22 protein-coding genes are annotated in these 26,571 nt (G+C 67.8%); 8 read left to right on the top strand and 14 right to left on the bottom strand.

The window, feature by feature from the left end; all coding sequences use genetic code 11:
* The first annotated feature begins 12 nt into the window (after window positions 1-12).
* Both lspA and A9976_RS17010 read left to right on the top strand, forming a co-directional pair.
* Window positions 13-528, top strand: coding sequence for a signal peptidase II (gene lspA / locus A9976_RS17005; protein WP_183019959.1), 516 nt, complete (start codon window positions 13-15; stop codon window positions 526-528).
* Window positions 529-786: 258 nt separating this feature from the next.
* Window positions 787-2,451, top strand: coding sequence for a Na/Pi cotransporter family protein (locus tag A9976_RS17010; protein ID WP_183019960.1), 1,665 nt, complete (start codon window positions 787-789; stop codon window positions 2,449-2,451).
* Window positions 2,452-2,457: 6 nt separating this feature from the next.
* On the opposite strand, the gene A9976_RS17015 is transcribed toward A9976_RS17010, so the two are convergent.
* Window positions 2,458-3,291 (bottom strand): NUDIX domain-containing protein, encoded by an 834-nt coding sequence (locus A9976_RS17015; protein WP_183019961.1) that lies wholly within the window; start codon window positions 3,289-3,291, stop codon window positions 2,458-2,460.
* On the bottom strand, window positions 3,288-4,268 hold the full coding sequence (locus tag A9976_RS17020) for a quinone oxidoreductase (RefSeq protein WP_183019962.1): 981 nt from the start codon (window positions 4,266-4,268) through the stop codon (window positions 3,288-3,290). Before A9976_RS17020 ends, A9976_RS17015 begins: the two co-directional genes overlap by 4 nt.
* Window positions 4,269-4,407: 139 nt before the next feature.
* Between A9976_RS17020 and A9976_RS17025 the strand changes: the two genes are divergently transcribed.
* Entirely contained in the window at window positions 4,408-5,319 is a 912-nt protein-coding gene (locus A9976_RS17025) for a DMT family transporter (RefSeq protein ID WP_183019963.1), read from the top strand.
* On the opposite strand, the gene A9976_RS17030 is transcribed toward A9976_RS17025, so the two are convergent.
* The 9 genes from A9976_RS17030 to A9976_RS17070 form a co-directional block, all read right to left on the bottom strand.
* Window positions 5,294-8,044, bottom strand: a complete 2,751-nt coding sequence (locus A9976_RS17030) for an EAL domain-containing protein (RefSeq protein ID WP_183019964.1) — start codon at window positions 8,042-8,044, stop codon at window positions 5,294-5,296. The genes A9976_RS17025 and A9976_RS17030 overlap by 26 nt on opposite strands.
* 186 nt (window positions 8,045-8,230) lie before the next feature.
* Window positions 8,231-9,028: an SDR family oxidoreductase gene (locus A9976_RS17035; RefSeq protein ID WP_183019965.1), complete on the bottom strand. Its 798-nt coding sequence runs from the start codon at window positions 9,026-9,028 to the stop codon at window positions 8,231-8,233.
* Window positions 9,029-9,190: 162 nt separating this feature from the next.
* Window positions 9,191-10,507, bottom strand: coding sequence for a DUF3422 family protein (locus A9976_RS17040; RefSeq protein ID WP_183019966.1), 1,317 nt, complete (start codon window positions 10,505-10,507; stop codon window positions 9,191-9,193).
* Window positions 10,508-10,659: 152 nt separating this feature from the next.
* On the bottom strand, window positions 10,660-12,171 hold the full coding sequence (locus A9976_RS17045; RefSeq protein ID WP_183019967.1) for a tripartite tricarboxylate transporter permease: 1,512 nt from the start codon (window positions 12,169-12,171) through the stop codon (window positions 10,660-10,662).
* 15 nt (window positions 12,172-12,186) lie between these two features.
* Window positions 12,187-12,675, bottom strand: coding sequence for a tripartite tricarboxylate transporter TctB family protein (locus A9976_RS17050; protein ID WP_183019968.1), 489 nt, complete (start codon window positions 12,673-12,675; stop codon window positions 12,187-12,189).
* 196 nt (window positions 12,676-12,871) lie between these two features.
* Window positions 12,872-14,674, bottom strand: coding sequence for a GspE/PulE family protein (locus A9976_RS17055; RefSeq protein WP_183019969.1), 1,803 nt, complete (start codon window positions 14,672-14,674; stop codon window positions 12,872-12,874).
* A gap of 70 nt (window positions 14,675-14,744) precedes the next feature.
* Window positions 14,745-15,545 carry a hypothetical protein gene (locus tag A9976_RS17060; protein ID WP_016445733.1) on the bottom strand — a complete coding sequence of 267 codons (801 nt, stop codon included), beginning with the start codon at window positions 15,543-15,545 and terminating at the stop codon, window positions 14,745-14,747.
* Between the two features lie 19 nt (window positions 15,546-15,564).
* Window positions 15,565-16,110 (bottom strand): DNA-deoxyinosine glycosylase, encoded by a 546-nt coding sequence (locus A9976_RS17065; RefSeq protein ID WP_183019970.1) that lies wholly within the window; start codon window positions 16,108-16,110, stop codon window positions 15,565-15,567.
* A 75-nt stretch (window positions 16,111-16,185) separates the two neighbouring features.
* A complete protein-coding gene (locus A9976_RS17070; RefSeq protein WP_183019971.1) occupies window positions 16,186-17,007 on the bottom strand; it encodes a TatD family hydrolase in 822 nt (273 codons plus the stop codon).
* A gap of 213 nt (window positions 17,008-17,220) precedes the next feature.
* On the opposite strand from A9976_RS17070, the gene A9976_RS17075 reads away from it, so the two are divergent.
* Complete coding sequence (locus tag A9976_RS17075; RefSeq protein ID WP_183019972.1) at window positions 17,221-18,687, top strand: methyl-accepting chemotaxis protein; 1,467 nt, start codon at window positions 17,221-17,223, stop codon at window positions 18,685-18,687.
* Between the two features lie 21 nt (window positions 18,688-18,708).
* Here the strand turns inward: A9976_RS17075 and lolD are convergent, their stop codons facing one another.
* The 3 genes from lolD to A9976_RS17090 form a co-directional block, all read right to left on the bottom strand.
* Entirely contained in the window at window positions 18,709-19,425 is a 717-nt protein-coding gene (gene lolD, locus A9976_RS17080; protein WP_013800885.1) for a lipoprotein-releasing ABC transporter ATP-binding protein LolD, read from the bottom strand.
* Window positions 19,418-20,671 (bottom strand): lipoprotein-releasing ABC transporter permease subunit, encoded by a 1,254-nt coding sequence (locus A9976_RS17085; RefSeq protein WP_026062761.1) that lies wholly within the window; start codon window positions 20,669-20,671, stop codon window positions 19,418-19,420. The genes lolD and A9976_RS17085 overlap by 8 nt, the downstream gene beginning before the upstream one ends.
* A 61-nt stretch (window positions 20,672-20,732) precedes the next feature.
* The gene (locus A9976_RS17090; RefSeq protein ID WP_183020046.1) at window positions 20,733-21,203 is read right to left on the bottom strand and encodes a MarR family winged helix-turn-helix transcriptional regulator; all 471 of its coding nucleotides are present in this window, start codon (window positions 21,201-21,203) and stop codon (window positions 20,733-20,735) included.
* A gap of 179 nt (window positions 21,204-21,382) precedes the next feature.
* Between A9976_RS17090 and A9976_RS17095 the strand changes: the two genes are divergently transcribed.
* From A9976_RS17095 to recJ, 4 genes are all read left to right on the top strand, one after another.
* Window positions 21,383-22,405 carry a tripartite tricarboxylate transporter substrate binding protein gene (locus tag A9976_RS17095; RefSeq protein WP_183019973.1) on the top strand — a complete coding sequence of 341 codons (1,023 nt, stop codon included), beginning with the start codon at window positions 21,383-21,385 and terminating at the stop codon, window positions 22,403-22,405.
* 44 nt (window positions 22,406-22,449) lie between these two features.
* Window positions 22,450-23,775 (top strand): sulfatase, encoded by a 1,326-nt coding sequence (locus tag A9976_RS17100; RefSeq protein ID WP_183019974.1) that lies wholly within the window; start codon window positions 22,450-22,452, stop codon window positions 23,773-23,775.
* Window positions 23,776-23,841: 66 nt separating this feature from the next.
* A complete protein-coding gene (locus A9976_RS17105) occupies window positions 23,842-24,840 on the top strand; it encodes a phosphoglycerate mutase (RefSeq protein WP_183019975.1) in 999 nt (332 codons plus the stop codon).
* Window positions 24,841-24,850: 10 nt separating this feature from the next.
* On the top strand, window positions 24,851-26,569 hold the full coding sequence (gene recJ / locus A9976_RS17110) for a single-stranded-DNA-specific exonuclease RecJ (RefSeq protein ID WP_183019976.1): 1,719 nt from the start codon (window positions 24,851-24,853) through the stop codon (window positions 26,567-26,569).
* The last annotated feature ends 2 nt before the right edge of the window (window positions 26,570-26,571 follow it).

The following is a 26,571-nucleotide window of genomic DNA, read 5'->3' on the forward strand; positions in this document are numbered from 1 at the left end:
TGAGGCGCTGCCATGACCCCTACCTTTGCTGCGGTCCCCGAATCCCGCAACATCCGCATCTGGCCCTGGCTGGCCTGGTCGCTGGCCATCATCGCCATCGACCAGCTCACCAAGCAGTGGATCCTTGGTGCCTACCAGCTGGGCGACTGGACGCCGATCACGGGCTTCTTCAACATCGTGCGGGCCCACAACACGGGCGCTGCCTTCTCGTTCCTGGCCGGAGCGGGCGGCTGGCAGCGCTGGCTGTTCGTGGGCATCGGCGTGGCGGCCACGCTGCTCATCGTCTGGCAGTTGCGCAAGCATCCGGGGCAGAAGCTGTTTTGCTTCTCGCTGGCCAGCATCCTGGGCGGCGCCATCGGCAACGTGGTGGACCGCCTGCAGCACGGCTACGTGGTGGACTTCTTGGACTTCTACTGGGGCCGTTCGCACTTTCCGGCCTTCAACGCCGCCGACATCGCCATCAGCGTGGGCGCAGCCCTGCTGATCCTGGACGAGGTGCTGCGCGCACGGCGAGCCAAAAGCACCTGATCCCCGCCGGGACGCAAGCCACGACAGCCAGCCCCTCCTGCGAGGGGCTTTTTCATGGAGGCTGCCGCCAACTGCGCGCCGACGGGTTTTCCCTTCGGGTTTTCCTGAGTGCGTTTTTGGTCAACTGAAATTCTTTTTGATTCGTTTTATTTCTACAATTTTCCTTATTTCGCACCAAACTGTGCGCTCATGCGGCCGACTCTCCTGCGCGCAAGCGGGGACCGGGGTTATATTGGTCCGCTTCTCCGCTCACAGCACATGAAGCACTTACTCAATCTACTGGCCGCCATCGCCCTGCTGGTCTGGGGCACGCACATGGTCCGCACCGGCGTGCTGCGGGTGTTCGGCGCCAACCTGCGCGACCTGCTCGCCCACAGCATGAGCAACCGTTTCTCGGCTGCGCTGTCGGGCCTGGGAGTGACTGCGCTGGTGCAGTCGAGCACCGCCACCTCGCTGATGACCTCGGCCTTCGTGGGCCAGGGCCTGATCTCGCTGCCGGCCGCGCTGGCCGTGATGCGCGGCGCCGACGTGGGCACGGCGCTGATGGCCGTGCTGTTCTCCACCGACCTGTCCTGGCTGTCGCCGCTGTTCATCTTCGTGGGCGTGGTGCTGTTCATCACCCGCCAGGACACCACGGCCGGGCGCATAGGCCGCGTGCTGATCGGCCTGGGCGTGATGCTGCTGGCCCTGCGCCTGGTGGTCGAGGCCACCGAGCCGCTGCTGGAAGCCCCCGCCGTGCGCACCCTGCTGGGCTCGGTCACCAGCGATATCTTCATGGAGCTGCTGCTGGGCGCCCTGCTGGCCGTCATGGCCTATTCCAGCCTGGCCATCGTGCTGCTGATCGCGGCCATGGCCAGCTCGGGGGCGATTCCCATGGAAGTGGCGCTGGGCCTGACGCTGGGCGCCAATATCGGCAGCGGCCTGGTGGCCGTGCTGACCACGGCCAAGTCCAGTACCGAAGTGCGCCAGGTCACGATCGGCAACATGCTGTTCAAGATCATGGGGGTGGCCATCGTCGCGCCCTTCCTGGGGCTGTGGGCCACCTATGTGATGCCGCTGATCGACGGCAAGGGCCAGAACATCGTGCTGTTCCACCTGGCCTTCAACATCTTCAACAGCCTGTGCTTCATCGGCCTGACGCAGACCGTGGCGCGCTGGGTGACGGCCCTGCTGCCCAAGCCGGAGGCCAGCGCCACCAGCCTGCTGCGCCCGCGCCACCTGGATCCCTCGGCGCTGAGCACGCCGTCGCTGGCCATTTCCTGCGCCGCGCGCGAGGCCCTGCACCAGGCCGACATGGTCGAGTCCATGCTGATCGGCATGCAGCGCGTGCTGGAGACCGACGACCTCAAGCTGTCCCAGGAGCTGCGCGAGCTTGAAGGCACGGTGGACGATCTGTACTCGGCCATCAAGTACTACATGACCAAGATCTCGCGCGCCGAACTCGACGAGCGCGAGGGCCAGCGCTGGACGGAAATCATCAGCTTCACCATCAACATGGAGCAGATCGGCGACATCATCGAGCGCGTGCTGCTGGACATCGAGGACAAGAAGATCAAGAAGGGCCGCCAGTTCTCCGAGGCCGGCACGCAGGAGATCCGCGAGCTGCTGCACCACCTGCTGGACAACCTGCGCCTGGCCATGAGCGTGTTCCTCAACGGCAATGTGCGCGAGGCGCAGAAGCTGCTGGAGGAAAAGGCGCGTTTCCGCGACCTGGAGCTGGCCTACTCGGCCACCCACCTGGCGCGCCTGTCCGACAACACCGTCTCCAGCATAGAGACCAGCTCGCTGCACATCGACCTGATCAGCGACCTCAAGCGCATCAACTCGCTGCTGTGCTCGGTGGCCTACCCCATCCTCGAATCGGCCGGCGCCCTGGCGCCCAGCCGGCTCAAGGAATCGGCACTGAACAAGACGGCGCGCTGAAGCGGCTCACCAGCCCAGCCAGGCCGCCAGCACCTGGGCGGCCTCGGGCGTGAAGCGGCCCTGCAGCAGCCAATCGACGAGCTGGTCGCGCTCGATCAGCGCAAAGGCCTGGACCTCGCCATCCCGGTTGCCGGGCTCCAGCGCCGGCGGCACGGTGGCGCTGAACCAGTCGATGCGCTCGCGCATGAAGCCCCGGCCCTCGGCCTCGTCGCTGGGGCGCTCGAACAGCACATGGCCGCCATGGCGCAGGCCCTGCAGCTCGGCCACGCGCAGGCCGGCCTCTTCCCAGGTTTCACGCTCCACGGCCTCGGCCACGGTATCGCACGCGGCCACCATGCCGCCCATCAGCGTGTCCCACATGCCGGGGTTGGTGGGCTTGTTGTCGGCGCGCTGCTGCACCCAGATGCGGCCATCGACTGTCTCGCCCACCAGATGCACGGCCTGGGTGGCAATGCCCAGCGGGCGCACGGCACCGCGCTCCACAGTGGCAATGCGCTGGCCCTGGACGTTGCACACGGCCAGTTGCTCATCGCGCCAGGGGCCGCTGTGGCCCGTGGCACGCAGCACCCGGGCCAGGGCGTTGAGCAGGACCGTGGCATCGCCCTGGCCTTGCAGATGCCATTGGCCGGCCTGCAGGCGCAGTGCCACGCCGTGGGCACGCATCACATCGTCCGGCAGCAGCGCGGCCAGGCCGTCTTCCAGCGAACCTGTCTCCTGCCCCGCCACCAGCAACGGCCGGCGCGGCTGCAGCGCGGGCTGGCGCGTGTCGGCGCGCAGGCGGCACAGCCAGGCCTTCACGGCCGGGTCGGCCGGATCAGTCAGGCGCTTTTGCACACTCATGGCAGCAGGATGGTCGAGCCGGTGGTCTTGCGCGCCTCAAGGTCCAGGTGGGCCTGGCGCACCTCGGCCAGCGGATAGCGCTGGTCGATATGGATCTTCACGGCACCGCTTTCCACCACGGCGAACAGATCGTCGGCCATGGCCTGGGTGGCCTCGCGGCTGGTAATGTGGGAGAACAGGGTCTGGCGCGTCACATACAGCGACTTGGCCGCCAGCACGGCAGGAGCGAAAGGCGCCACGGGGCCCGAGGCGTTGCCGAAGCTCACCAACAGGCCGAAGCGCCGCAGGCAGGCCAGCGAGCCTTCCCATGTGTCCTTGCCCACGCTGTCGTAGACCACCTTCACACCCTGGCCACCGGTGATCTCCTGCACGCGCTCGGCGAAGTTCTCGCTGCGGTAGTTGATGGCATGGGCTGCACCGTTGGCCAGGGCCAGCGCGCACTTCTCGTCCGAGCCCGCGGTGGCGATGAGCTGCAGGCCCAGGGCCCTGGCCCATTGGCAGGCGATCAGGCCCACGCCACCGGCCGCCGCATGGAACAGCACGGCATCGCCCGGTGCCAGGCCCTCGACCGGAATGCATTTCTTGAGCAGGTACTGCGCGGTCAGGCCCTTGAGCATCATGGCAGCGGCCGTCTCGAACGCAATGGCATCGGGCAGGCGGCACACGCACATGGCGGGCATGACGCGCACTTCGCTGTAGCTGCCCGGCGGATTGCTGGCATAGGCCACGCGATCGCCCACGCCCAGGTGCTGCACGCCGGCCCCCACGGCTTCGACCACGCCTGCGCCTTCCATGCCCAGGCTCAGGGGCATGGGCAGCGAGTACAGGCCGGAGCGCTGGTAGACATCGATGAAGTTGAGGCCCACCGCATGGTGGCGTATGCGTACCTCGCCCGGCCCGGGCTCGCCCACGGCGACCTGCACCAGTTCCAGGACTTCGGGGCCGCCGTTGCGGCGGATCTGCACTGCAATACCCATGGGAGCACTCCTGCAAAAAGCGACAAGAGCGGCATCGTGCCATGTTTCGGGAGGCCACGCGCAAGACGCTGCCCCGGGTCCGCACAGGACTGGCACAAGGCCGGCCAAGTGCGTTCGCAGCACCTATAGTGACGGGCCTATGAGCCACACGAGCCCGCCGCTGAAGCTGTCCACCGCCGCCATCCTGACGCTGCCTCCCCTGCTGTGGGCCGGCAACGCCATCGTGGGCCGCATGGTCCATGACCTGATCTCGCCGTTCGCGCTGAACTTCCTGCGCTGGGCCATTGCCTTTGTCCTGCTTGTGCCGCTGGCAGGATGGACACTGGGCCGCCACAGCGGCACCTGGAGCCACTGGCGCCAGTTCGCCATGCTGGGCCTGCTGGGCATCGGCTGCTACAACGCGTTGCTGTATCTGGCGCTCAAGACCTCGACGCCGCTGAACGTCACCCTGGTCAGCTCCAGCATGCCGGTGTGGATGCTGGCCCTGGGCCGCATTGTCTGGGGCATTCCCGTCAGCCCGCGCCAGATGGCGGGCGCACTGCTGTCGGTGCTGGGCGTGGCCGTGGTGCTGTCGCGCGGAGATCCCGAGCTGCTGCTGCATCTGCAGCTCGTGCCCGGCGATCTGTTCATGGTGCTGGCCACCATGGTCTGGGCCCTCTACACCTGGTTGCTGTCCAAGGCGCAGGTACCGCAGCGGCTGCGCTCGGACTGGGCAGGCTTTTTGCTGGCCCAGATGGTCTTCGGCCTGGTCTGGTCCGGCCTGTTCACCGGCGGCGAGATGGCCATGGGCCAGTTCCACATTCAGTGGGGCTGGCCGCTGGCCGGGGCACTGCTGTTCATCGCCCTGGGACCGGCCATCCTGGCCTACCGTTTCTGGGGACTGGGCGTACAGCGCAGCAGCCCGGCCGTGGCGGGCTTCTTCGGCAATCTGATCCCGCTGTTCACCGCCCTGCTGTCGATCGCGCTGCTGGGCGAAGCGCCGCGCCTGTACCACGGGCTGGCGTTCGCACTCATCGTGGGCGGCATCATGGTGTCTTCGCGCCGGGGATAGCCTTGGACAGGCCGTGCGCCGCGGTGCGCACGGGCACCTTGGCCAGCAGTTGCTCGAACGCGCGTATGGGAACGGGCGGGCTGAACAGATAGCCCTGGAAGTACTCGCAGCCGTAGTGCGCGAGCAGGGCGCGCTGCTCCAGGGTCTCCACGCCTTCGGCGATCACATCCAGGTTCAGGTTGCGCGCCATGCCGATGATGGTCTGCACGATCACGTCATCGGTATGGCGCATGCCCAGGTGGCGCACGAAGGACTGGTCGATCTTGAGCTGGTTCAGCGGCAGCTGGGTGAGATAGGTCAGCGAGGAGTGCCCGGTGCCGAAGTCGTCCATGGAAAAGCACACGCCATGGCTGCGCAGCTGCTTCATCTTGTCGATGGACTCCTGCACGTTCTCGATCACCAGCGACTCGGTCAGCTCCAGCTTGAGCAGATGGGGCGCAATGCCGGCATTGCGCACCTGCTCGATGACCTGGGAGGCAAAGTCCTGGTGCCGGAACTGGCGGGCACTGACATTCACGGCCACCTGCAGATGGCGCAGCCGCGCATCCTTTTGCCAGATCGCCAGTTGCTCGCAGGCCGTGCGCACCACCCACATGCCCAGCGGCACGATGATCTCGCTTTCCTCGGCCACTGCAATGAACATGCCGGGAGGCACCAGGCCGCGTTCGGGATGGCGCCAGCGCAGCAGGGCTTCGGCGCCTATGACCTCGCCGGCCAGCGTGAACTGGGGCTGGTAGTGCAGCTCGAACTGGGACTGCGCCAGTGCCTGGCGCAGGTCGCCCTCCATGCGCACGCGCTGGTGGATCTCCACCTGCATCTGCGGATCGAAGAAACACAGGCCGCTGCCGTTGCGCGCCTTGATCTGGTACATGGCGATATCGGCCTGCTTGAGCAACTCGGCCGCCGACTGCGGCTGGCGGCCGAACAGCGTGGCGCCAATGCTGCAGGCGCTGCGGTGCAGGTGGGCGCCAAGCACATAGGACTGGTTGAGCCGCGCCAGGATCTTCTCGCCGATGCGCTGGGCCAGCGTGGCCGCCTCGGCAGGCTCGTGCGACAGTTCGCAGAGCATGACCACGAACTCGTCGCCGCCCAGGCGCGCCACCGTGTCCGAAGATCGCACGGCGCTGCGCAGCCGGTGCGCCACCTGCTGCAGCAGCTGGTCGCCCACTTCGTGGCCCAGCGTGTCGTTGAGCATCTTGAACTGGTCCAGGTCCAGGAACAGCAGCGCCCCGGTCCAGCCTTCGCGTGCGGCCAGCACCGTGGCCTGGGCCAGCCGGTCCAGCAGCAGGCGGCGATTGGGCAGGCTGGTCAGCGGATCGTAGAAGGCCAGGCTCTCGATCTCGGCCGTGGCCAGCCGGATATCGGTGACATCGTTGTAGGTGATGACCACGCCGTCCTCGGCGGCCAGCCGTGCCGTCATCTGGACAAAGCGGCCGCTGGGCAGTTGCTGCTCAAAGGGCACGCCGGGCCGCAGCACCAGCTGGCGGTGCAGGTCCTTGACCTCGTCGGCCTGCGCCGGCGCCGCCACCAGGCCCACGGCACTGGGGCAGGAATCGAGCAGCGATTGCAGGGGCCGCCCAGGCTCCAGCTGGTCCGCGTGCCAGGGGAACATTTCCTCGTAGCAGCGGTTCCAGCGCAGCACGCGCTGCTGCGAATCCAGCAGCAAAAAGCCGCTGACCATGCTGTCCAGCGCCTGGTCCAGCCACTGCTCGGAACGCTGGGCCTGGCGCCGCGCGGCATGCAGGCGGTCCATGTAGCGGTGTACGGTCCAACCCAGCACGGCCAGCAGTACGCCGAAGATCATCACGGCCAGCACCATCAGCCAGGCAGCCACGCGCCAGCCTGCCAGCACGGAGGACATGGGCAGGCTGGCCGTGATCCACAGATGCTCCTTGGGCAGCGGATGGGCAGCCACCAGCGCGGGCACGCGGCTCAGGCGCGCGGCCATGTGCATGACGCCGCTGGACGGCAGCTGCGACGTCGTCGGCAGCAGCCGCACAGCTGCGGCATCGCCATACTGGGGCATGGACAGCAGCAGCTCGCCGCTGCCCTGCTCCAGCGTGACCTCCAGGCCGTCCAGCACACCGCCCTGGGCCAGCACGGCGCCCAGCGCCGCAGCCGGCACCTGCATCAGCACATAGCCGCCCTGCTCTGCCCGACTCAGGGGGCGCACAAGATACAGCATGCGCTCGCCACCCGGCACCTGCGGTGCGATGGCGGGCGGACTTGCCAGCAATTCAGAGCGGCTTTGGCCCGCCAGGCGCTCCCAGACCTGGGCAGGCAGGTCGATGGCGGGGCCATCGCCCGAAGCGGCCAGTTCCCGGCCCTGGATATCGTGCACCGAGGCGCGCTGCGCCAGCGTGTTCTGCCGCACCATGGTGTGCAGCATTTCCTGCAGTTGCGGCTGCGAGGCCGATGCGGGGTTGCGCGAACCCAGCAGCTCGTCCACGCCCAGCGCCAGGGCATCCAGGGATTCCAGACTGCGGCTGATGGCCGCCTCGGTGCCCAGCACAAAGCGCACAAGGCGCAGCGAGGCCTCTTCCTGCGCCGTGGTCCGCATGCCGCTGAGCAGCCAGACCATGGCGGCCGCCAGGGCCACCGTCAGCAGCACCAGCATCAGCGCCAGGGTATGTCGCATGCCCGCAGGGCTTGCAGCCCCTGCCGGGCTGGGCGCGCGGACGGAGTCGGCCGCCGTCCAGTCCGTCTGATGGGGCTGGCCCGTCATCTCCGGGCTCCCTGCATGGGGGGCGGCATGGGCAGGCTGCGGCAAGGCCGCTCGCCACGATGCAGGAACAGGACTGTCAAGGCTGCACCTGCCCATGGCCCGCCAGGCACTGCGCAGCCATGCAAGGGACCATTTCCCGGGCCTTGCCGGCCCTGGACCCGTTCATGGAGGCAGTGCACCGGCGCATCAGAAGGTTCCTGCGTACAGGCCGCCGTCGGGCAGGATGTTCTGACCCGTCATGTAGCCTGCGTGCGCGCTGCACAGGAAGGCGCAGATGGCGCCGAATTCATCGGGCGTGCCGAAGCGGCGGGCCGGCACCTGGGATTGCTGCACCAGGCGCACATCGTCCGGGCTCTTGCCGCTCTTGTTGGCGGCGGCCGTGAAGGTGGTGCGCAGGCGATCGGTGTCGAACTTGCCGGGCAGCAGGTTGTTGATGGTCACGCCCTTGGCCGCGATGCCGCTGCGCGCCAGGCCAGCCACAAAGCCTGTGAGGCCGCTGCGCGCGCCATTGGACAGGCCCAGGATGTCGATGGGCGCCTTCACGGCGCTGGAGGTGATGTTGACGATGCGGCCGAATCCGCGCGCCGCCATGCCGTCCACCGTGGCCTTGATCAGCTCGATGGGCGTGAGCATGTTGGCGTCCACCGCCTTGAGCCAGGCCGCGCGGTCCCAGTCGCGGAAATCACCGGGCGGCGGGCCGCCGGCATTGGTCACGACGATGTCGAAATCCACGCCCGGGCCACCGGCTGCCGACAGCACGGCGGCGCGGCCTTCCTCGGTGGTGATGTCGGCCGCCACGGCGAGCACCTTCATCTGCGGCGCCAGGGCCGCGAGGCTGGCCGCAGCCTCCTGCAGGGCCTCGGGATTGCGCGCATTGATCACCAGGTTCACGCCCTCTTGAGCCAGCGCCTTGGCACAGCCAAAGCCCAGGCCCTTGCTGGCGCCACATACCAGGGCCCACTTGCCCGCGATTCCCAGATCCATGTCTCACTCCTGAACAAACAAAACCTTGCTCGTTCCTTGCAGAACGGCAGCGCACATTGTGCGCGAGGCTTCGATGCTTTCACGCCAAACCTGTGAAAACGTGAAAACGCCGGTGCAGGGGCGCACAGGCGCATGGGCGGGCTGCGGGGGAGCGGGCTTCCTTCAGTGCGTGCCGGTCCCGTGCTGGCCACGGAACAGCCTGTGGTGCAGCCTGCGCAGCGACCACCATACGCCCAGCGCCACCACGGGAATGGCGACGGCGGCCGTGCTCTCCGGCGACCAGGGCCAACCCAGCGTCTTGGCGCCCTTGGCCAGATAGCTGATCAGGCCCGTGAAGTAGTAGGTGATGGCGGCCACGGACAGGCCTTCCACCGTGGACTGCAACTTCAACTGCATGTCCTGGCGCTGGTTCATGGCGCCCAGCAACTGCTGGCTGCTTTGCTGCTGCTCGATCTCCACCCGTGTCCGCAGCAGGCTGCTGACGCGCGAGACGCGCTCGGACAGTGCGTTCTGCCGCCGCGCCGCCCATTCGCAGGTGCTGCGCGCCGGCGTCAGGCGCCGGTCCATGAACTCGCGGATGGTCTGTATGCCGTCGATGCGCGATTCCTGGATGTCCTGAATGCGCTTGTCCACCAGTTCGAAATAGGCCGCGCTGGCGGAAAAGCGCGAATGCGTGGTGGCGTATTCGCTCTCCACCTGCCCGGCCAGGCGTGTCAGCCGGTCCAGCAGTGCCGGCTCGGCATCGCGGTCGGCAAGACGGATGGAATGGGCCAGGGCCGCCAGATCCCGCTCGGCCGTGGCCAGCACGGCGGCGGCCTGTCGGGCGGCAGGCAGGCCCAGCAGGGCCGCCATGCGGTAGGTCTCGATCTCCAGCAGCCGCTGCACCAGCCGCCCCAGGCGGCGTGGCGACAATGACTCGCCGGCCAGCAGCAGCATGCGCGAGAAGCCATCGGCATGGATGGCGAAGTCGGTGTAGACCTTGCCCGCATCGCCGGCCACGCGCGCACCCACCAGCGTGTCTTCCTGCAGCAGGTGGCGCACCAGATGCGGCTCATTGATCGCCCGCTCCTGCAAGGCCCACAGGTGCAGGCCGCTCAGGCACTGGCCGGGCAAGGCAGCCAGCCAGTCGTGCGGCACGTAGTCGATGGCGGCCTCAGGCTCACTCACATCGTCCATGCCGGCCTGCGACATGGGCTTGCTGAAGGTCCAGCAGACGAACTCCGTGTGCAGTTCCCAGCGCAGGTGAAAGGCGCCCAGGTCGATCAGCACATGCGTGGTCGCCGCATCGGGCGGCGGCAGGTGGTGGTTGCGCAGCAGGGTGGCCACATGGGCGCGGCTGGCCTCGCGCTGGGCCGCATCGGTGAGCATCACTACGTGGGTGATGGCCAGCGGCGCCAGCATCTCCTCGGCGGGGCGGGCGTGGATCTCGTTGTGCAGCAGCACGCGCTGCGGGTGCTGGGATGACAGTAGTGGGGACATCGGAACCTCGAAAGACTGCGCGCTATTGTGCAGTCACGGGCGCGTCGGCTCCCAGGCATCCGGGATCGACAGCTTTCCACCAGGATCGCTTGTTGACCAAAAAAAACGGCCCCGAGGGGCCGTCAAGCAACATGGTTGCAACGCTGAGGCGATCAATCCTCTACGAATGCTTCTTCGCGCTTGTTCTTCACTGCAGGCATCAGCACCACCACCAGCAGCACCACGGCGGCGAGCAGCAGGCCGGCCGAGATCGGACGGGTCACGAACACGCTCCAGTCGCCACGCGACAGCAGCAGCGCACGGCGCAGGTTCTCTTCCATCATCGGGCCCAGGATGAAGCCCAGCAGCAAGGGAGCCGGCTCGGTGCCCAGCTTGTGGAACACATAGCCCACGAAGCCGAAGATACCCACCATCCACACGTCCCAGGTGTTGTTGTTGGTACCGTACACGCCGATCGCGCAGAACAGCACGATGGACGGGAACAGCCAGCGGTAGGGCACGGTCAGCAGCTTGATCCAGACGCCGATCAGCGGCAGGTTCAGGATGATCAGCATCAGGTTGCCGATCCACATCGAGGCGATCAGTCCCCAGAACAGCTCGGGGTTGCTGGTCATCACCTGCGGGCCCGGCTGGATGTTGTGGATGGTCATCGCGCCCACCATCAGTGCCATCACGGCGTTGGGCGGAATGCCCAGCGTCAGCAGCGGGATGAAGGAGGTCTGCGAACCGGCGTTGTTGGCCGACTCGGGAGCGCACACGCCACGGATGTTGCCTTGACCGAAGGGAACTTCGCCCGGCTTGAGCTTGGTCTTCTTCTCGATCGTGTAGGCAGCAAAGGCCGACAGCATGGCACCGCCACCGGGCAGGATGCCCAGGGCAGAACCCAGGGCCGTGCCGCGCAGCATGGCAGGCAGCATGCGCTTGAAGTCTTCGGCGGTGGGCATCAGGCCCGTGACCTTGGCGGCGAACACTTCGCGCTCGTCTTCAGGCTTGGACAGGTTGGCAATGATTTCGCCGTAGCCGAACACACCCATGGCGATCACGACGAAGTCGATACCGTCGGTCAGTTCGGGAATGTCGAAGCTGTAGCGGGCCACACCGGAGTTCACGTCGGTGCCGACCATGCCCAGCAGCAGGCCCAGCACGATCATCGCAATGGCCTTGAGCAGCGAGCCCGAAGCCAGCACCACGGCGCCGATCAGGCCCAGGGTCATCAGCGAGAAGTACTCGGCAGGGCCGAACTTGAAGGCGACTTCCGTTAGCGGAGGCGCGAAGGCGGCCAGGATCACGGTGCCCACGCAGCCTGCGAAGAACGAGCCTATGCCTGCGGCAGCGAGAGCGGGTCCCGCTCGCCCCTTTCTGGCCATCTGGTAGCCGTCGATCACGGTCACCACGGACGAGGACTCACCAGGCAGGTTCACCAAGATGGCGGTGGTCGAGCCACCGTACTGCGCGCCGTAGTAGATACCGGCCAGCATGATCAGCGCCGCCACCGGAGGCAGGGCGTAGGTCGCCGGCAGCAGCATGGCGATCGTTGCCACGGGGCCGATGCCTGGAAGCACGCCGATGAGCGTACCGAGCAGACAGCCGACGAAGCAGTAGATCAGGTTCTGGAAAGTGAAGGCGACGCCGAAGCCGGTCGCCAGGTTCTGAAAAAGTTCCACGGACGATGCTCCTGCTTAGCCGGTGATGAAGCTGGGCCAGACGGGGAACTGCAGATTCAGTGCCCACACGAAGGCCACATAGCTGCCCACAGCAAGGACGGTGGACAGAATTGCCACTTCCTTGAAGTTGAAGCCATGGCCGCCCAGGCTGGCGATGAACACCAGCGCGTAGATGGCGACGATCAGACCGAACTGGGGAATGCCCAGGTTGGGAACGCCGACCAGCAGGATGCCGAAGGCAAAGTTCGCGGCCAGGATGAAGAACACCTGTTTCCACGCCCACTTGCCGATCTTGTCACCGCCCGAGGGACCCTTGGTCAGGCCTGTGAAGCAGATGGCCGTGCCCAGAATGGACATCAGCACACCCAGGATCAGCGGGAAGTAGCCCGGGCCCATGCGGGCACCGGTGCCGACGGTGTAGTTGGTTGCGCCGATCGCAAAAGCGAGGCCGATAACCAAAAACATCACGCCGGAAAAAAAGTCTTTCTGACTCTTGATTTTCACGAGAATGTCTCCTTACGGAATCACGACCCGGCGATTTTGCGTTCAGAAAAACTGTGTCCGAATGTGGATTCCACCTACAAAGGGCATACCCTCATGTCCTACCCGCATGAAGAAAAAAGGGTGCCAGCGAAGAGCAGGCCATCCATGGGCAGCAACGATCTGCACAAGAGCAGGCACTTACGTTTTCATGCGCAAATCAGCCCAGCAGGGGCGTGCTGGCCATGACCTCTTGCAGCGTGGTCACGCCTTCGGCCACGCGCAGGGCCCCGGCCAGGCGCAGCGGACGCATGCCGTCCTGCACGGCCTGGCGGCGCAGCGCATCCATGGACGGCGAGGTGTGGATCTGCTGCTTGAGCGCCTCGCTCACGGTCAGCAGCTCGTACAGGCCCATGCGCCCGCGAAAGCCCGTCATGCGGCAATCCACGCAGCCCACGGGCTTGTAGGGCTGGTAGCTGCCTGACAGTTTCCAGGGCCGCACTGCCTCGGCCAGCGTGGCGGCCGAAGTCTCCTCGTCGCGCTGCTTGCATTGCGGGCACAGCGTGCGCACCAGGCGCTGGGCCAGCACGCCCAGCAGCGTGGCGTTGATCAGGTAGGGCGGCACGCCCAGCTCCATCAGCCGGCTCACGGCGCTAGGCGCATCGTTGGTGTGCAGCGTTGAGAACACCAGGTGGCCGGTCAGCGCGGCCTGCACGGCCATCTCGGCCGTGGCCAGGTCACGGATTTCGCCCACCATGATGATGTCCGGGTCCTGGCGCATCAGCGAACGCAGTCCCTCGGTGAAGCCGAAGTCCAGCTGCGTCTGCACCTGGGTCTGGTTGAAGCTGGGCTCGATCATTTCGATCGGGTCCTCCACGGTGCTGACATTGACCGCCTCCGTGGCCACGCGCTTGAGCGTGGAGTACAGCGTGGTGGTCTTGCCCGAACCCGTGGGCCCGGTCACGAGGATGATGCCGTGCGGGCGGCGCACCAGCTCGTTCCAGCGCTGGGCGTCATGGCTGGTGAAGCCCAGTGCATCCAGGTCCTTGACCGTGTTGTCGGGATCGAAGATCCGCATCACCAGCTTCTCGCCAAAGGCCGTGGGCAGCGTGGACAGGCGCATTTCCACCTCATCACCGCGCGGGTTGCGGGTCTTGATGCGGCCATCCTGCGGGCGGCGCTTCTCCACCACGTCCATGCGCCCCAGCAGCTTCACGCGCGAGACCATGGCATTGAGCACGCCCATGGGCACCTGGTAGACGGGGTGCAGCACGCCGTCGATGCGAAAGCGGATCACGCCCTGCTCGCGCCGGGGCTCCATGTGGATGTCGCTGGCGCGCTGGTCGAAGGCGTATTGCCACAGCCAGTCCACCACGCGCACCACGCCCTGGTCGTTGGCATCGAGCTGCTTGCTGCTGTTGCCCAGCTCCACCAGTTGCTCGAAGCTGGCCGCGCTGGCCGCACCGCCGGCCTTCTCGGCAGCGCGCACCGACTTGGCCAAGGCGAAGAATTCGCCCGTATAGCGCTTGAGGTCCAGCGGGCTGGCCAGCACGCGGCGCACCTTGCGGCGCGCCTGGCGCTCGACCTCGGCCACCCAGTCATCGATGAAGGGCTCGGCCGTGGCCACCACCACTTCCTGCGGCGACACCTGCACGGGCAGCACCTTGTGGCGCTCGGCATAGCTGGCGCTCATGATCTCGCCGACGCGGCCCGCATCCACACGCAGCGGGTCGATGCGCAGGTAGGCCAGGCCGCTGCGGGTTGCCAGGTACTGGGTCAGTTCCTCGATGTCCAACGCACGCCCGTCGCTGGCGCGGGCCATGCCCACATTGGCCAGCCGGACCAGCGGGTGCTGGGTGCTCTCGGCCTGCGAGCAGCGCGCCACGGTGCGCTGGGCCTCTTCGGCCGTGATCACGCCATCGGCCAGCAGCCATTGCACCAGTCTGCGCCAGTCCAGGGGCCCCGAAGGATTGCTTGCAACAACGGCGAGTCTGGACTGTGCGGTGGAGATCGGATCGGACATGGCGTTGGGCCGGAAGCTGAACTGCGCCCTATGGTAAGCCTGGCGGCCGCCCTGCCCGGCCAGCCCCGCTCTACCAGGGCCGCACGAAGATCTTGGGCCAGCGCGTGGTGGGCAGGTCCCAGCGGGCCTGCACCTGGGCGCTGGCAGCCTGCAGCGCTGCGGGGTCGAGCGCGCGCGGCGTGCGCTGGGCCAGCACCACGGTGTTGCCCTCGCGCGTGGGGCGGAAGGCCCACATGGCCTCTTCGCCAAAGGCTTCGGCCATGCGCGCCAGGCTGCGCTCGTAGCTGGAGGTGCGGCCGAACAGGTTGACGGTCATGATGCCGTCCTCGGTCAGCAGATTGCGGCAGTCGGCATAGAACTCGGCGCTGTCCAGCACGGGCGCGGCCGCATCGTGGTCGTAGAGATCCACGGCCAGCGCATCGACCGTGCCCAGCCACTGGCTCTTGCGGATTTCCTGGGCCGCATCGGCCAGCACCACGCGCAGCGTGTCGCTGTCGGGCGGCAGCTTGAACCAGCTGCGGCACACGGCCAGCACCTGCGGGTTCAGCTCGATGGCCGTGGTGCGCATGCGCAGCTTCTTGTGGCAGAACTTGGTGATGGCGGCCGCGCCCAGGCCCAACTGCATGGCATGGCGGCCGGCCACGCTGGCGGGCTCCATGAACAGCAGCCAGCCCATCATGCGCTGCACGTATTCGAGCTCGATCTCGAACGGCTCGCGTATGCGCATGGAGCCCTGGATCCAGGGCGTGCCCAGGTGCAGGTGGCGCACATCGCCATCGTCGGAGACGCTGACTTCGGGCAGCTCGGCGTCTGCGGCGTTGGCGGGAGAGGAAGGGGCGGCCTTGGCGGCGCCACGGGTCTTGCGTATCACGTCGAAAAAATAGAAAGATTCAGAGCAGTTGATGGAGGGCCAGCGCCTCGCGCCAGGCCTGCACCTTGCGCTCGAAACGCCAGCTCGCGTTGGCCGGGCTGGTCGATGGCAGCTTCACGGCGGCCAGGCCCAGGGCCTGCGTGCGGCCTGCGTGCTTGTAGCTCTCGCCACCGTTGTGAAGGGCCAGCGCCAGCTGCGGGCAATGCGTGCGCAGCGCCACGAAATCATTCACCTCGGCAGCGCGTATGGCGCTGTCCAGGCTGCCTTCGCGCTCGCAGCTGGCATACACATCCCACAGGCCCAGGCCGCGGGCCAGCAGCCATTCGCAGCGGCCCGCATAGTCGTCGCGGCCGGGCTGCGGATGCCCGGGCCACAGGGCCTGGAGCAAGGGCCAGAACTGGTTTTGCGGATGGGCATAGTACTGCTGCAGCTGCAGCGATCGCAGGCCCGGAAAGCTGCCCAGCACCAGGGCCCGGGTCCGCGCATCGGCCACCGGCGCCAGGCCCTGCCAGCGCGGGGCGCCCTGGGGCGGCAGGTCGGAAACGGTCAAGGACATGGCCGGCATTGTCGCCCAGCGCCCGCCGGGCTGCTGGCAGCGGGCGGCAAGACCGCTCAGGTTCAGGTTCCGCTCAAGCCTGGCTCAGGCCATGGCGGGCAGCCCGCGCAGCGCGGCACGCGCGTTGCGGCCCGTGGCCTCGGCCAGGGCCTGGGGCGTGATGCCGCGCAACCGCGCAATCACGTCCGCAATGCGTGCCAGCTCGGCCGGCGTGTTGCGGCCCTGGGCCTGGCCCTGGGCACGCTGCCCGGCCGTGGTGTAGAGCCAGTGCGGCGGAATGTCGGGGGCATCGGTTTCCAGCACCAGCGCATCCAGCGGCAGGGCGGCTGCCAGCTCGCGCAGCCTGAGCGCGCGGTCATAGGTCACGGCGCCGCCGAAGCCCAGCTTGAACCCCAGGTCGGTGAAGGCCTGGGCCTGCTGCACGCTGCCGTTGAAGGCATGGGCAATGCCGCCCGCCACAGGCCGCGCGCGCAGGGTCTTGAGCAGCCGGTCGCTGGATTTGCGCACATGCAGGATGACGGGCAGGTCGAACTCGCGCGCCAGCGCGATCTGCTGCTCGTAGAACCAGATCTGCCGGTCCGCATCCAGCCCGGGCACGAAGAAGTCCAGTCCGATCTCGCCCACGGCCACCAGTTGCGCATCGCCGCGCAGCCGCGCCAGCGTCTCGCGCAATGCGGCAATGTCCTGCTCGCGGGCGTTGGGCGTGTACAGCGGATGGATGCCCAGCGCATAGCTGTCACCATGGCGCCGCGCCAGCGCCACCACCGTGTCCCAGTGCTCGCGCGCCACGGCCGGAATCACCAGATGCGCAACGCCGGCCTCGGTCGCCTGCGCGCGCATGGCATCGCGGTCGGCATCGAATTCAGGGGCATCGAGGTGGCAATGGGTATCTATCCAGGCGGGCATGGCCGCATCATGCCACCGGCCTGCGCCAGGCCCGCCAGAGACAGGCAATGCGAAAAACAAGGGCAAACCCTGAGCTTATTGCGAGCTGGCTCCGTTTGACAAAATCAATACCCGAAACACTTGGCGGTCCATATAAATACATAAAGAAACATTTAACCCTCGCGTCGAGCTTTCGCAACACCGGCAGGCATTCTTTGGAGAGAGGAATTTCCCATGAAGCGCTCAGCATGGAGTCGGATCCTGGACCTGGGTGGCGCACGCCGCCAGGTGGAACTGGATGGCCAGTTGGCAGCCATCCACAAGTCCCAGGCCGTGATCGAGTTCGATTTGCAGGGCCATGTGCTGGCCGCCAACCAGAACTTCCTGGACACCATGGGCTATGAGGAAGGCGAGGTCATCGGCCAGCACCACCGCATGTTCGTGGACCACCAGATGAGCGAGTCGCCCGAGTACGCCGCGTTCTGGCAGCGCCTGGGCAGCGGCATCCACGACGCGGGCCGCTACCGCCGCATTGCCAGGGACGGGCGCGATGTCTGGCTGCAGGCCAGCTACAACCCCATCTTCGATCGCCATGGCCGGCCCTTCAAGGTGGTGAAGTACGCCACCGACATCACGGAGCAGCAGCGCCGCAACGCCGATGCCGAAGGCCAGCTGGCGGCCATCTCCAAGGTGCAGGCCATCATCGAGTTCGACCTGCAGGGCCATATCCTGCATGCCAACCGCCTGTTCCTGCAGGCCATGGGCTACACGCTGGACGAGGTCGTCGGACGGCACCACAGCATGTTCGTCCAGCCCCACGAGAGCCAGAGTGCCGAATATGCGCAGTTCTGGCGCAAGCTGGCCGGCGGCCAGCACGATGCGGGCCAGTACCTGCGTATCGGCAAGCACGGCCGCCAGGTCTGGATCGAGGCCAGCTACAACCCCATCCTCGACGCCGATGGCCGACCGTTCAAGGTGGTCAAGTACGCCCGCGACATCACGCGCCGCTTCACTGCCGCGCAGACCTTGGGCGAGGCCATGCAGGGCCTGAGCGAAAGCGCCGAGCACGCAGGGCAGGCCAACGAACTGGCCCGCCAGGCCTGCTTGGTGGCCGAGCAGGGCGGGCGCACGGTGCACGAGGTGATGGGCACCATGGAGTCCATCAGCGCCAGCTCGCGCAAGATCAGCGACATCATCGGCGTGATGGACGGCATCGCCTTCCAGACCAACATCCTCGCGCTCAACGCTGCCGTGGAGGCGGCCCGTGCAGGCGAGCAGGGCCGGGGCTTTGCCGTGGTGGCGGGCGAGGTGCGGGCGCTGGCACAGAACAGCGCCGCTGCGGCCAAGGAGATCAAGCAGCTCATCCACACCTCGGTGGAGCAGGTCGCACTGGGCGCCAACCAGGTGCGCCAGGCCGGCGGCACCATGCAGGAGATCGTGGACTCCTCGCACCAGGTCACGGCCATCATGGGCGATGTGGTGCAGGCGTCCATGGCCCAGTCGGCGCGGCTGCGCGAGGTGACGGCCGACCTGACGGCGCAGAGCGCGGCCGTCGCGGATGCATCCAGGGAACAGGTGCAGCGCAAGCCGCTGCCGGCATCCATCGTTCCCGCTGCGCCGCAGATCAAGTCGGCCCCGGCAGCGGCCGTGCTTCCCGTAGGCGCCCAGCGCCTGCCGGGCACCTTGCTGCGCATGGCCTGAGTCCAGACCCAGGCCTGCCGGTCAGGCCAATTGGCCCTGCACCAGGCGCACCATGCGGTCGCAGCGCGCCGCGAGTTGCTCGTCGTGGGTGACCATGACGAAGGCCGTGCCATGGCTGCGCGCCAGCTCCAGCATCAGGCGGAACACGGTGTCGGCCGTACTGCGGTCCAGGTTGCCGGTGGGCTCGTCGGCCAGCACGCAGGCCGGCTGCGTGACCAGGGCGCGGGCAATGGCCACGCGTTGGCGCTCGCCCCCCGACAGTTCGGCCGGACGGTGCAGCATGCGTTCGCCCAGGCCCACGGCGGCCAGCATGCGTGCGGCGCGCTCCATGCACTCGGCCCTGTCGTCGCGGCGTATGCGCAGCGGCATGGCCACGTTGTCCTGGGCGCTGAATTCGGGCAGCAGATGGTGGAACTGGTAGATGAAGCCCAGGTGCCTGTTGCGCAGCGCGCCCTGCTTCTGGGCGCTGAGTTCATGCAGGGGCTCGCCCTTGAGGGTGACGCTGCCGCTGGTGGGAGCGTCCAGCCCGCCCAGCAGGTGCAGCAGCGTGCTCTTGCCCGAGCCCGAGGCGCCGACGATGGCCAGCGTCTCGCCCGCGCGCACCTGAAGGTCCACGCCGGCCAGCACCTGCACGTTGAGCCGGCCCTCGGCAAAGCGCTTGGTCAGGCCGCGCGCATCCAGGACCACGGCGCCCTGCTGGGACACTTCGAAACCGGGCATCACATTCACTTCATTCATAGCGCAGCGCCTCGGCGGGGTTCACGCGGCTGGCGCGCCAGCTGGGATAGATGGTGGCGACAAAGGCCAGCACCAGGGAGATCACGGCGATGGGCATGATGTCGCTGTACTGCGGATCGCTGGGCATCTTGCTGATCAGGTAGATGTCCTTGGGCAGGAAGTTGGCGTGCAGCAGGCGCTCGATGGCCGGCACGATGACATCGATGTTGAACGCAATGCCCAGGCCCAGCAGCAGGCCCGCGAAGGTGCCGATGACGCCCACCATTGCGCCCTGCACCATGAAGATGCCCATGATGCTGGACGGCGAGGCGCCCAGCGTGCGCAGGATGGCGATGTCGGCGCGCTTGTCGGTCACCGTCATCACCAGCGTGGACACGAGGTTGAACGCGGCCACGGCGACGATGAGCGTGAGGATGATGAACATCATGCGTTTTTCCAGCTGCACGGCCGCGAACCAGGTGCGGTTCTGCTGGGTCCAGTCGCGGATCAGCAGGCGGTCGGTGATGGTGTGGGCCAGCTCCATGGCCACGCGCGGCGCTTCGTGCAGGTCCTTGAGCTTCAGTCGGATGCCGGTCGGCCCTTCCAGGCGGAACAGGCGCTGCGCATCCTCGTAATGCATCATCACCAGGGCCGAGTCGTATTCGTAGTGGCCGGAGTCGAAGGTGCCGGCCACATGCATCTGCTTGAGGCGCGGCACCACGCCGGCCGGCGTGACCTGGCCGCCCGGGGCGATCAGCGTGACCATGTCGCCCTGGCGCACGCCCAGCGAGCGCGCCAGCTCCACGCCCAGCACCACGTTGAACTCGCCGGGCACCAGGCGCTTGAGCACCTCGGCATTGGTGGCGGCCACGTCGGTGACCTCGCCCTCGCGCGCCGGATCGATGCCGCGCACCAGGGTGCCCTTCATGTCCTCGCCACGCGCCAGCAGCGCCTGGGCCGCGACGAACGGGGCGGCGCCCAGCACGTCAGGGTTGGCGCGCGCCTCGCGCATGGTGCGCTCCAGATCGGGCAGCGCCGCGCCCTGGGGCGCGAAGATCTCGATGTGCGAGACCACGCTGAGCATGCGGTCGCGCACTTCCTTCTGGAAGCCGTTCATCACGCTGAGCACGATGATCAGCGCCGCCACACCGAGGGCGATGCCGAGCATGGAGACGCCGGAGATGAACGAGATGAAGCCGTTGCGTCGCGTGGCACGCCCCGCCCGGGTGTAGCGCCAGCCGACGGCCAGTTCGTAGGGAAATTGCATGGGCATGCATTGTGTCATCGCCCGCAGGCCCTGCATGGCGGCAGGCTTTGCCGTCGGCGTGTCAGCGCCGGTGCCGTCCGCGGTCCACACGCGGCAGGGCGTCGTAGCGGCCCTCCGCCTCCAGCGTCAGCGCATGGCGCTGCAGCCTGGCCAGCAAGGTATCGAATTGTGCGAGTTCCTCGTCGCTGAGCACGGACACCAGGTCCAGGTGGATCTGGGCCATGCGCGGCAGGATCAGGCCGTACATGCGCCGCCCCTCGGCCGTCAGCGACACGGCCACGCGGCGGCGGTCGCCGGGCATGGGGCTGCGCCGCACCCAGCCCTTTTCCTCCAGTCCGCTGAGGGCGCGCGAGGTGCGTGCGCGGTCCAGCTGCGCGCGTTCGGCCAGCTCCGACGACAGCAGGCCCTCGTTGGCGGCCACCGTGGCCATCACGCCCCACTCGCGGCGCGTGATGCCGAAATGCGCCTCGCACATGCGCATGGCCACGCCGCCCGCCGCGCCGAAGTAGCGGTTGATGCGAAACAGCAGCATCTGCTGGATGGAGGAGGGAGCGGGGCGGGTATTCACGGGGAACAGTTGATTAGATCAATTGCTGCGGGGACTTCTACAGTGGCCCCGTCCGGAAAGGAGACAACGGGAGCCACCGTCCGGAGCCGGCCTGGGGATTCTCGCAAAGCCCGGCGCCCCCGCAGCGCAGAAAGTTCGCCACCATGTTTTCCCTGTTCCAAGCCACCCATGCCACCCATGCCTTGCGCAGCCCGCTGCTGCGGGCCGGCCTGGCCCTTCTGCTGGGCCTGGGCTCCGGCGCCGGCGCCCGGGCCGATGCGGCCGCCGATGCCGCGGCCTGGCCCGCCAAACCCGTGCGCATCGTCGTCGCCTTCGCGCCCGCTGGCGCCGCCGACATCCTGGCGCGCAGCCTGGGCGAGGTGCTGCAGCGTGAACTCAAACAGCCCTTCGTCGTGGACAACCGGCCCGGCGCGGGCGGCAACATCGGCACCGACAACGCGGCCAAGGCGCCCGGCGACGGCTATACGCTGCTGGTCGGCATAGACACGACCTTCACCGTCAATCCCTTCATCTACAAGAGCATGCCCTTCAAGGGCACGGACCTGCGTCCCGTGATGATGATTGCCTCGCAGGGAATGGTGGTGGCCGTCAACCCGCGCACCGGCCTCAGGACCCTGGACCAGTTCATCGCCCAGGGCAAGAGAAGCGGCCTGACGCTGGGCTCGGCCGGCTACGGCACGCCGGGCCACCTGGCCTCGGCCATCCTGACCCATGCCACGGGCGCCAAGGTCAGCCACGTGCCCTACAAGGGCAACGCCCCGGCCAGCACGGCCGTGCTGGCCGGCGAGGTGGACGGCGGCATCATCAGCTCCTCGGCCATGCTGGGCCAGGTGGCGGCCGGCAAGGTCGTGCCGCTGGCCGTGACCACGCGCCAGCGCAACCCGCTGGTGCCCGGCGTGCCCACCGTGGGCGAGCTGGGCCACAAGGATCTGGAGCAGGAAGTGCTGTTCGCCCTATGGGTGCCTGCCGCCACGCCCGAGCCCCTGGCCGCAAGAATCCAGTCCGCGCTGGAAAAGGCCATGAAGGATCCGGCCCTGCGCGAGCGCATGCGCGCCAACGACCTGTTCTACGAAGGCCTGACCGGCCAGGCCGCCGCCGAACGCATACAGGCGCTGGCCGACCGCTACCGGACCGTGATCCAGTCCACCGGAATGAAGATGGAATGAGCGCCGCCGCTTCCCGCCCACGCCCCTGCACAGAACGCATTTCCATGTCCCGTCCCAACATCCTCTTCATCGTGGCCGACGACCTCGGCTATGCCGACCTCGGCTGCTACGGCGGCCGCGCGGCCGACTTCGGAGCGGTGTCTCCCGTGCTCGACCGCCTGGCCGCCGGCGGCCTCAGGCTCACCCAGGGCTATGCCAACTCGCCCGTGTGCTCTCCCACGCGCTTTGCCCTGGCCACGGCGCGCTACCAGTACCGCCTGCGCGGTGCGGCCGAGGAGCCCATCAACAGCAAGACACGCGGCACGCCGCTGGGCGAGAAGCTGGGCCTGCCGCCGGACATGCCCACCGTCGCCTCCATGCTCAGGGATGCGGGCTACCGCACGGCGCTGATCGGCAAATGGCACCTGGGCTACCCGCCGCACTTCGGCCCGCTGCGCTCGGGCTACGAGGAATACTTCGGCCCCATGTCGGGCGGCGTGGACTACTTCACCCACCTGAGCAGTTCGGGCCAGCACGATCTGTGGGTGGGCGAGGAGGAACACCATGACGAGGGCTACCTGACCGACCTGCTGTCGCAGCGCAGCGTGGACTTCGTCCACCGCATGGCCCAAGGCGATGCACCCTTCTTCCTCAGCCTGCACTACACGGCGCCGCACTGGCCCTGGGAAACGCGCGATGACCGCAGCACGGCCGAGGCGCTGGGCGCGGGCATTGCCCACCTGGACGGCGGCAACATCCACCAGTACCGCCGCATGATCCACCACATGGACGAAGGCATAGGCTGGATCGTCGAGGCGCTGCGCGCCAACGGGCAGCTGGACAACACCCTCATCGTCTTCACCAGCGACAACGGCGGCGAACGCTTCTCCGACAACTGGCCCCTGGTCGGCGGCAAGATGGACCTGACCGAGGGCGGCATACGCGTGCCCTGGATCGCGCACTGGCCGGCCGTGATCGCGCCGGGCCGCAGCAGCCCCCAGCACTGCATGAGCATGGACTGGTCGGCCACGGTGCTGGATGCCGCCGGCGTGCAGGCGCCAGAGGACCATGCGCTGGACGGCATCTCGCTGCTGCCCGTGCTGCGCGCCGAAGATGCCGAATTCCCGCGCACCCTGCACTGGCGCATGAAGCACCGCGGCCAACGTGCCCTGCGCGATGGCGACTGGAAATACCTGCGCGTGGACGGCATCGACTACCTGTTCGACCTTGCGGCCGACGAGCGCGAGCGCGCCAACCAGGCAGCGCGCGCGCCCGAGCGTCTGGCCGCCATGCGCAGCGCCTGGGAAGACTGGGACCAGGGCATGCCGCCCATCCCCGAGGACGCCACGGTCAGCCTGGTCTCTTCAGCCCGGGACATGCCCCAGCGCTGAACCGCGCTCCAAGGGGAAAAACGAAGGCGCCGGCACTGCGGCACCCCATGCCCGACAATAGCGGCCATGCTTTTGACCGCGCCCCTGGTGTCCTCCACCCAAGCCCCGCTGGGGGAAACGACCGAATGGATCATTCCCTATGCCGGCGGTCCGTCCTCGGATGCAGCGGATGACGCGGCCGTCGCGGCCGTCTGGGGCGGACTGGAGCTGCCCCATCTCCAATCCCTGCTGGCGCTGATGCAGCCCGCGCCCGCACAGACCGGCACGGAGATGGATTTTTCTCCCCCCCACGAACGCGCCCTGGCGCGCTCGCTGGGCCTGCCCGATGCGCCGGGCCGGATTGCCTGGGCCGCCTGGCAGGCCGGTGAGACGGCGCAGGCCTGCGCCTATGTCACGCCCTGCCACTGGCACATAGGCGCAGACCAGGTCCACCAGAGCGATCCCGCCACCACACCCCTCAGCGATGAGGAATCACGCCAGCTGCTGGCCCTGCTGGCGCCCTGGTTCGCTGACGACGGCATCGTGCTGGAGTACCAGCAGCCGCAGCGCTGGCTGGCGCGCGGTGCGCTGTTCGATGGCCTGGCCACGGCCTCCATGGACCGCGTCATCGGCCGCGACGTGCGGCCCTGGCTGCCCGATGCGCAGCAGGCGCGCGCCCTGCACCGCCTGCAAAGCGAGGTGCAGATGCTGCTCTACACCCATGTTTTCAACGACGCCCGCGCCGCGCGCGGCCAGGTGCCCATCAACGCCTTCTGGGTCCACGGCGCCGGGCGCCTGCAGCCCGGCACGGCCACCGGCGCCAAGGCCGCCGTGCAATGCCTGGACGACCTTCACGCCGCAGCCCTGCAGGGCAACCCCGCTGCGTGGCGCGAGGCCTGGAAGGCGCTGGACGCCGGGCTCATCGCCCGCCTGCTGGAGCGCGTACGCGCAGGCCACCCGCTCACGCTGACGCTGTGCGGCGAACGCCATGCCATCGCGTGGAGCAGCCGCCCGCCGCGCTGGCTGGACAGGCTGACGGGCCTCTTCGGCCCCCGCGCCCTGCCCGATCTGGGCCGCATGCTCTGACACATTTCCCATGAAAATCATCCCCCGCGAGATCCCTGCACAGCAGGCCTCGGCACTGCGCCAGGCCGGCGTCCACCCGCTGCTGGCCCAGCTCTACGCCGCGCGCGGCGTGTGCTCCGCCGACGAACTGGAAGACACGCCTGCGCGCCTGCTGCCACCCTCGGGCCTGCTGGGCATGGAGGCCGCCGTGCGGCTGCTGGCCGACGCCATAGAGCGCGGCCTGCGCCTGTGCATCGTGGCCGACTACGACTGCGACGGCGCCACTGCCTGCGCCGTGGGCTGGCGCGGCCTGCGCATGCTGGGCGCGGCCCACGTCAGCTACCTGGTGCCCGACCGCGTGGTGGACGGCTACGGCCTGACGCCGCCCATCGCACGCCGCGTCAAGGAAACCGGCGCCGAGGTGATGGTCACCGTGGACAACGGCATTGCCAGCGTCGAAGGCGTGGCCGAGGCCAAGGCCCTGGGCCTGCAGGTGGTCGTCACCGACCACCACCTGCCCGGCAACCACCTGCCGCTGGCCGATGCCATCGTCAACCCCAACCAGCCCGGCTGCAGCTTCGAGAGCAAGTCCATGGCCGGCGTCGGCGTGATGTTCTACGTGCTGCTGGCCCTGCGCGCCGAGCTGCGCACGCGCGGCCGCTTCGACAAGGCCAGCCAGCCCCGGCTGGAGGCCCTGCTGCCCCTGGTCGCCCTGGGCACCGTGGCCGACGTGGTCCGGCTGGACGCCAACAACCGCCGCCTGGTCGCCCTGGGCCTGAAGCAGATCCGCCGTGGCCAGATGCAGCCGGGCCTGCTGGCCCTGTTCGAGGCCGCTGGCCGCAAGGCCTTTGCGGCCACCACCTTCGACTTCGGCTTTGCCCTGGGCCCGCGCATCAATGCCGCAGGCCGGCTGTCCGACATGACCATCGGCATCGAGTGCCTGACCACGGACGATGCGGGCCGCGCCGCCAACCTGGCGCAGATGCTGGACGCCATCAACCGCGAACGCCGCGAATTGGAAGGCGGCATGCGAGAGCAGGCCCTGCTCATGGCCGAAGGCCTGTGCGAGGACGGCATGACGCCGCCGGCCGCCATCAGCGTGTTCGACCCGGATTTCCACGAGGGCGTGGTCGGCATCGTGGCCTCGCGCATCAAGGACCGCATGCACCGGCCCAGCTTCGTCTTCGCGGCCAGCGGCGCGCCGGGGCACGAGCATGAACTCAAGGGCTCGGGCCGCTCCATTCCGGGCTTTCACCTGCGCGACGCGCTGGACCTCGTATCCAAGCGCCACCCCGGCCTGCTGCTGCGCTTTGGCGGCCACGCCATGGCGGCCGGCTGCACCATTGCCGAGGCCGGTTTCGCGGTATTCGAGAAGGCCCTGGCCCAGGTGGCCCAGGAATGGCTGGACGCAGCCACGCTGACGCGCCGTATCGAAACCGACGGCCCGCTGGACCCGGATTTCCGCAAACCCGAAATGGTCGAGCAACTCAATCTCGCGGTCTGGGGACAAGGCTTTGCACCACCGACCTTCAGCGAACAGCTGGAAGTATTGTCACAGCGCCTGGTCGGTGAAAAGCACCTGAAACTGCAATTGCGCCATCAGGGCGAAACCGTGGACGGCATCTGGTTCGGCCATACCGACCCGCTGCCGCCATCGGCCTGCATTGCCTTTCGCATGGATATCAATGAATGGCGCGGAGAGCGCAAGGTTCAGTTCCTGATAGAGGGCGTGCATTCGGATGCGTCCTAGAC

It is taken from the genome of Delftia sp. UME58 (genome assembly GCF_014170385.1).
GTDB classification, from domain to species: Bacteria; Pseudomonadota; Gammaproteobacteria; order Burkholderiales; family Burkholderiaceae_C; genus Comamonas; species Comamonas acidovorans.

What these genes read in the sequence shown, in the direction of transcription:
- lolD (WP_013800885.1), bottom strand. Translation starts at nt 19,425, where the DNA reads ATGAATGAAGTGAATGTGATGCCCGGTTTCGAAGTGTCCCAGCAGGGC.
- A9976_RS17055 (WP_183019969.1), bottom strand. Translation starts at nt 14,674, where the DNA reads ATGTCCGATCCGATCTCCACCGCACAGTCCAGACTCGCCGTTGTTGCA.
- recJ (WP_183019976.1), top strand. Translation starts at nt 24,851, where the DNA reads ATGAAAATCATCCCCCGCGAGATCCCTGCACAGCAGGCCTCGGCACTG.
- A9976_RS17100 (WP_183019974.1), top strand. Translation starts at nt 22,450, where the DNA reads ATGTCCCGTCCCAACATCCTCTTCATCGTGGCCGACGACCTCGGCTAT.
- A9976_RS17065 (WP_183019970.1), bottom strand. Translation starts at nt 16,110, where the DNA reads ATGCCGGCCATGTCCTTGACCGTTTCCGACCTGCCGCCCCAGGGCGCC.
- A9976_RS17075 (WP_183019972.1), top strand. Translation starts at nt 17,221, where the DNA reads ATGAAGCGCTCAGCATGGAGTCGGATCCTGGACCTGGGTGGCGCACGC.
- A9976_RS17015 (WP_183019961.1), bottom strand. Translation starts at nt 3,291, where the DNA reads ATGAGTGTGCAAAAGCGCCTGACTGATCCGGCCGACCCGGCCGTGAAG.
- A9976_RS17085 (WP_026062761.1), bottom strand. Translation starts at nt 20,671, where the DNA reads ATGCAATTTCCCTACGAACTGGCCGTCGGCTGGCGCTACACCCGGGCG.
- lspA (WP_183019959.1), top strand. Translation starts at nt 13, where the DNA reads ATGACCCCTACCTTTGCTGCGGTCCCCGAATCCCGCAACATCCGCATC.
- A9976_RS17090 (WP_183020046.1), bottom strand. Translation starts at nt 21,203, where the DNA reads ATGCTGCTGTTTCGCATCAACCGCTACTTCGGCGCGGCGGGCGGCGTG.
- A9976_RS17010 (WP_183019960.1), top strand. Translation starts at nt 787, where the DNA reads ATGAAGCACTTACTCAATCTACTGGCCGCCATCGCCCTGCTGGTCTGG.
- A9976_RS17040 (WP_183019966.1), bottom strand. Translation starts at nt 10,507, where the DNA reads ATGTCCCCACTACTGTCATCCCAGCACCCGCAGCGCGTGCTGCTGCAC.
- A9976_RS17025 (WP_183019963.1), top strand. Translation starts at nt 4,408, where the DNA reads ATGAGCCACACGAGCCCGCCGCTGAAGCTGTCCACCGCCGCCATCCTG.
- A9976_RS17030 (WP_183019964.1), bottom strand. Translation starts at nt 8,044, where the DNA reads ATGACGGGCCAGCCCCATCAGACGGACTGGACGGCGGCCGACTCCGTC.
- A9976_RS17105 (WP_183019975.1), top strand. Translation starts at nt 23,842, where the DNA reads ATGCTTTTGACCGCGCCCCTGGTGTCCTCCACCCAAGCCCCGCTGGGG.
- A9976_RS17070 (WP_183019971.1), bottom strand. Translation starts at nt 17,007, where the DNA reads ATGCCCGCCTGGATAGATACCCATTGCCACCTCGATGCCCCTGAATTC.
- A9976_RS17035 (WP_183019965.1), bottom strand. Translation starts at nt 9,028, where the DNA reads ATGGATCTGGGAATCGCGGGCAAGTGGGCCCTGGTATGTGGCGCCAGC.
- A9976_RS17095 (WP_183019973.1), top strand. Translation starts at nt 21,383, where the DNA reads ATGTTTTCCCTGTTCCAAGCCACCCATGCCACCCATGCCTTGCGCAGC.
- A9976_RS17020 (WP_183019962.1), bottom strand. Translation starts at nt 4,268, where the DNA reads ATGGGTATTGCAGTGCAGATCCGCCGCAACGGCGGCCCCGAAGTCCTG.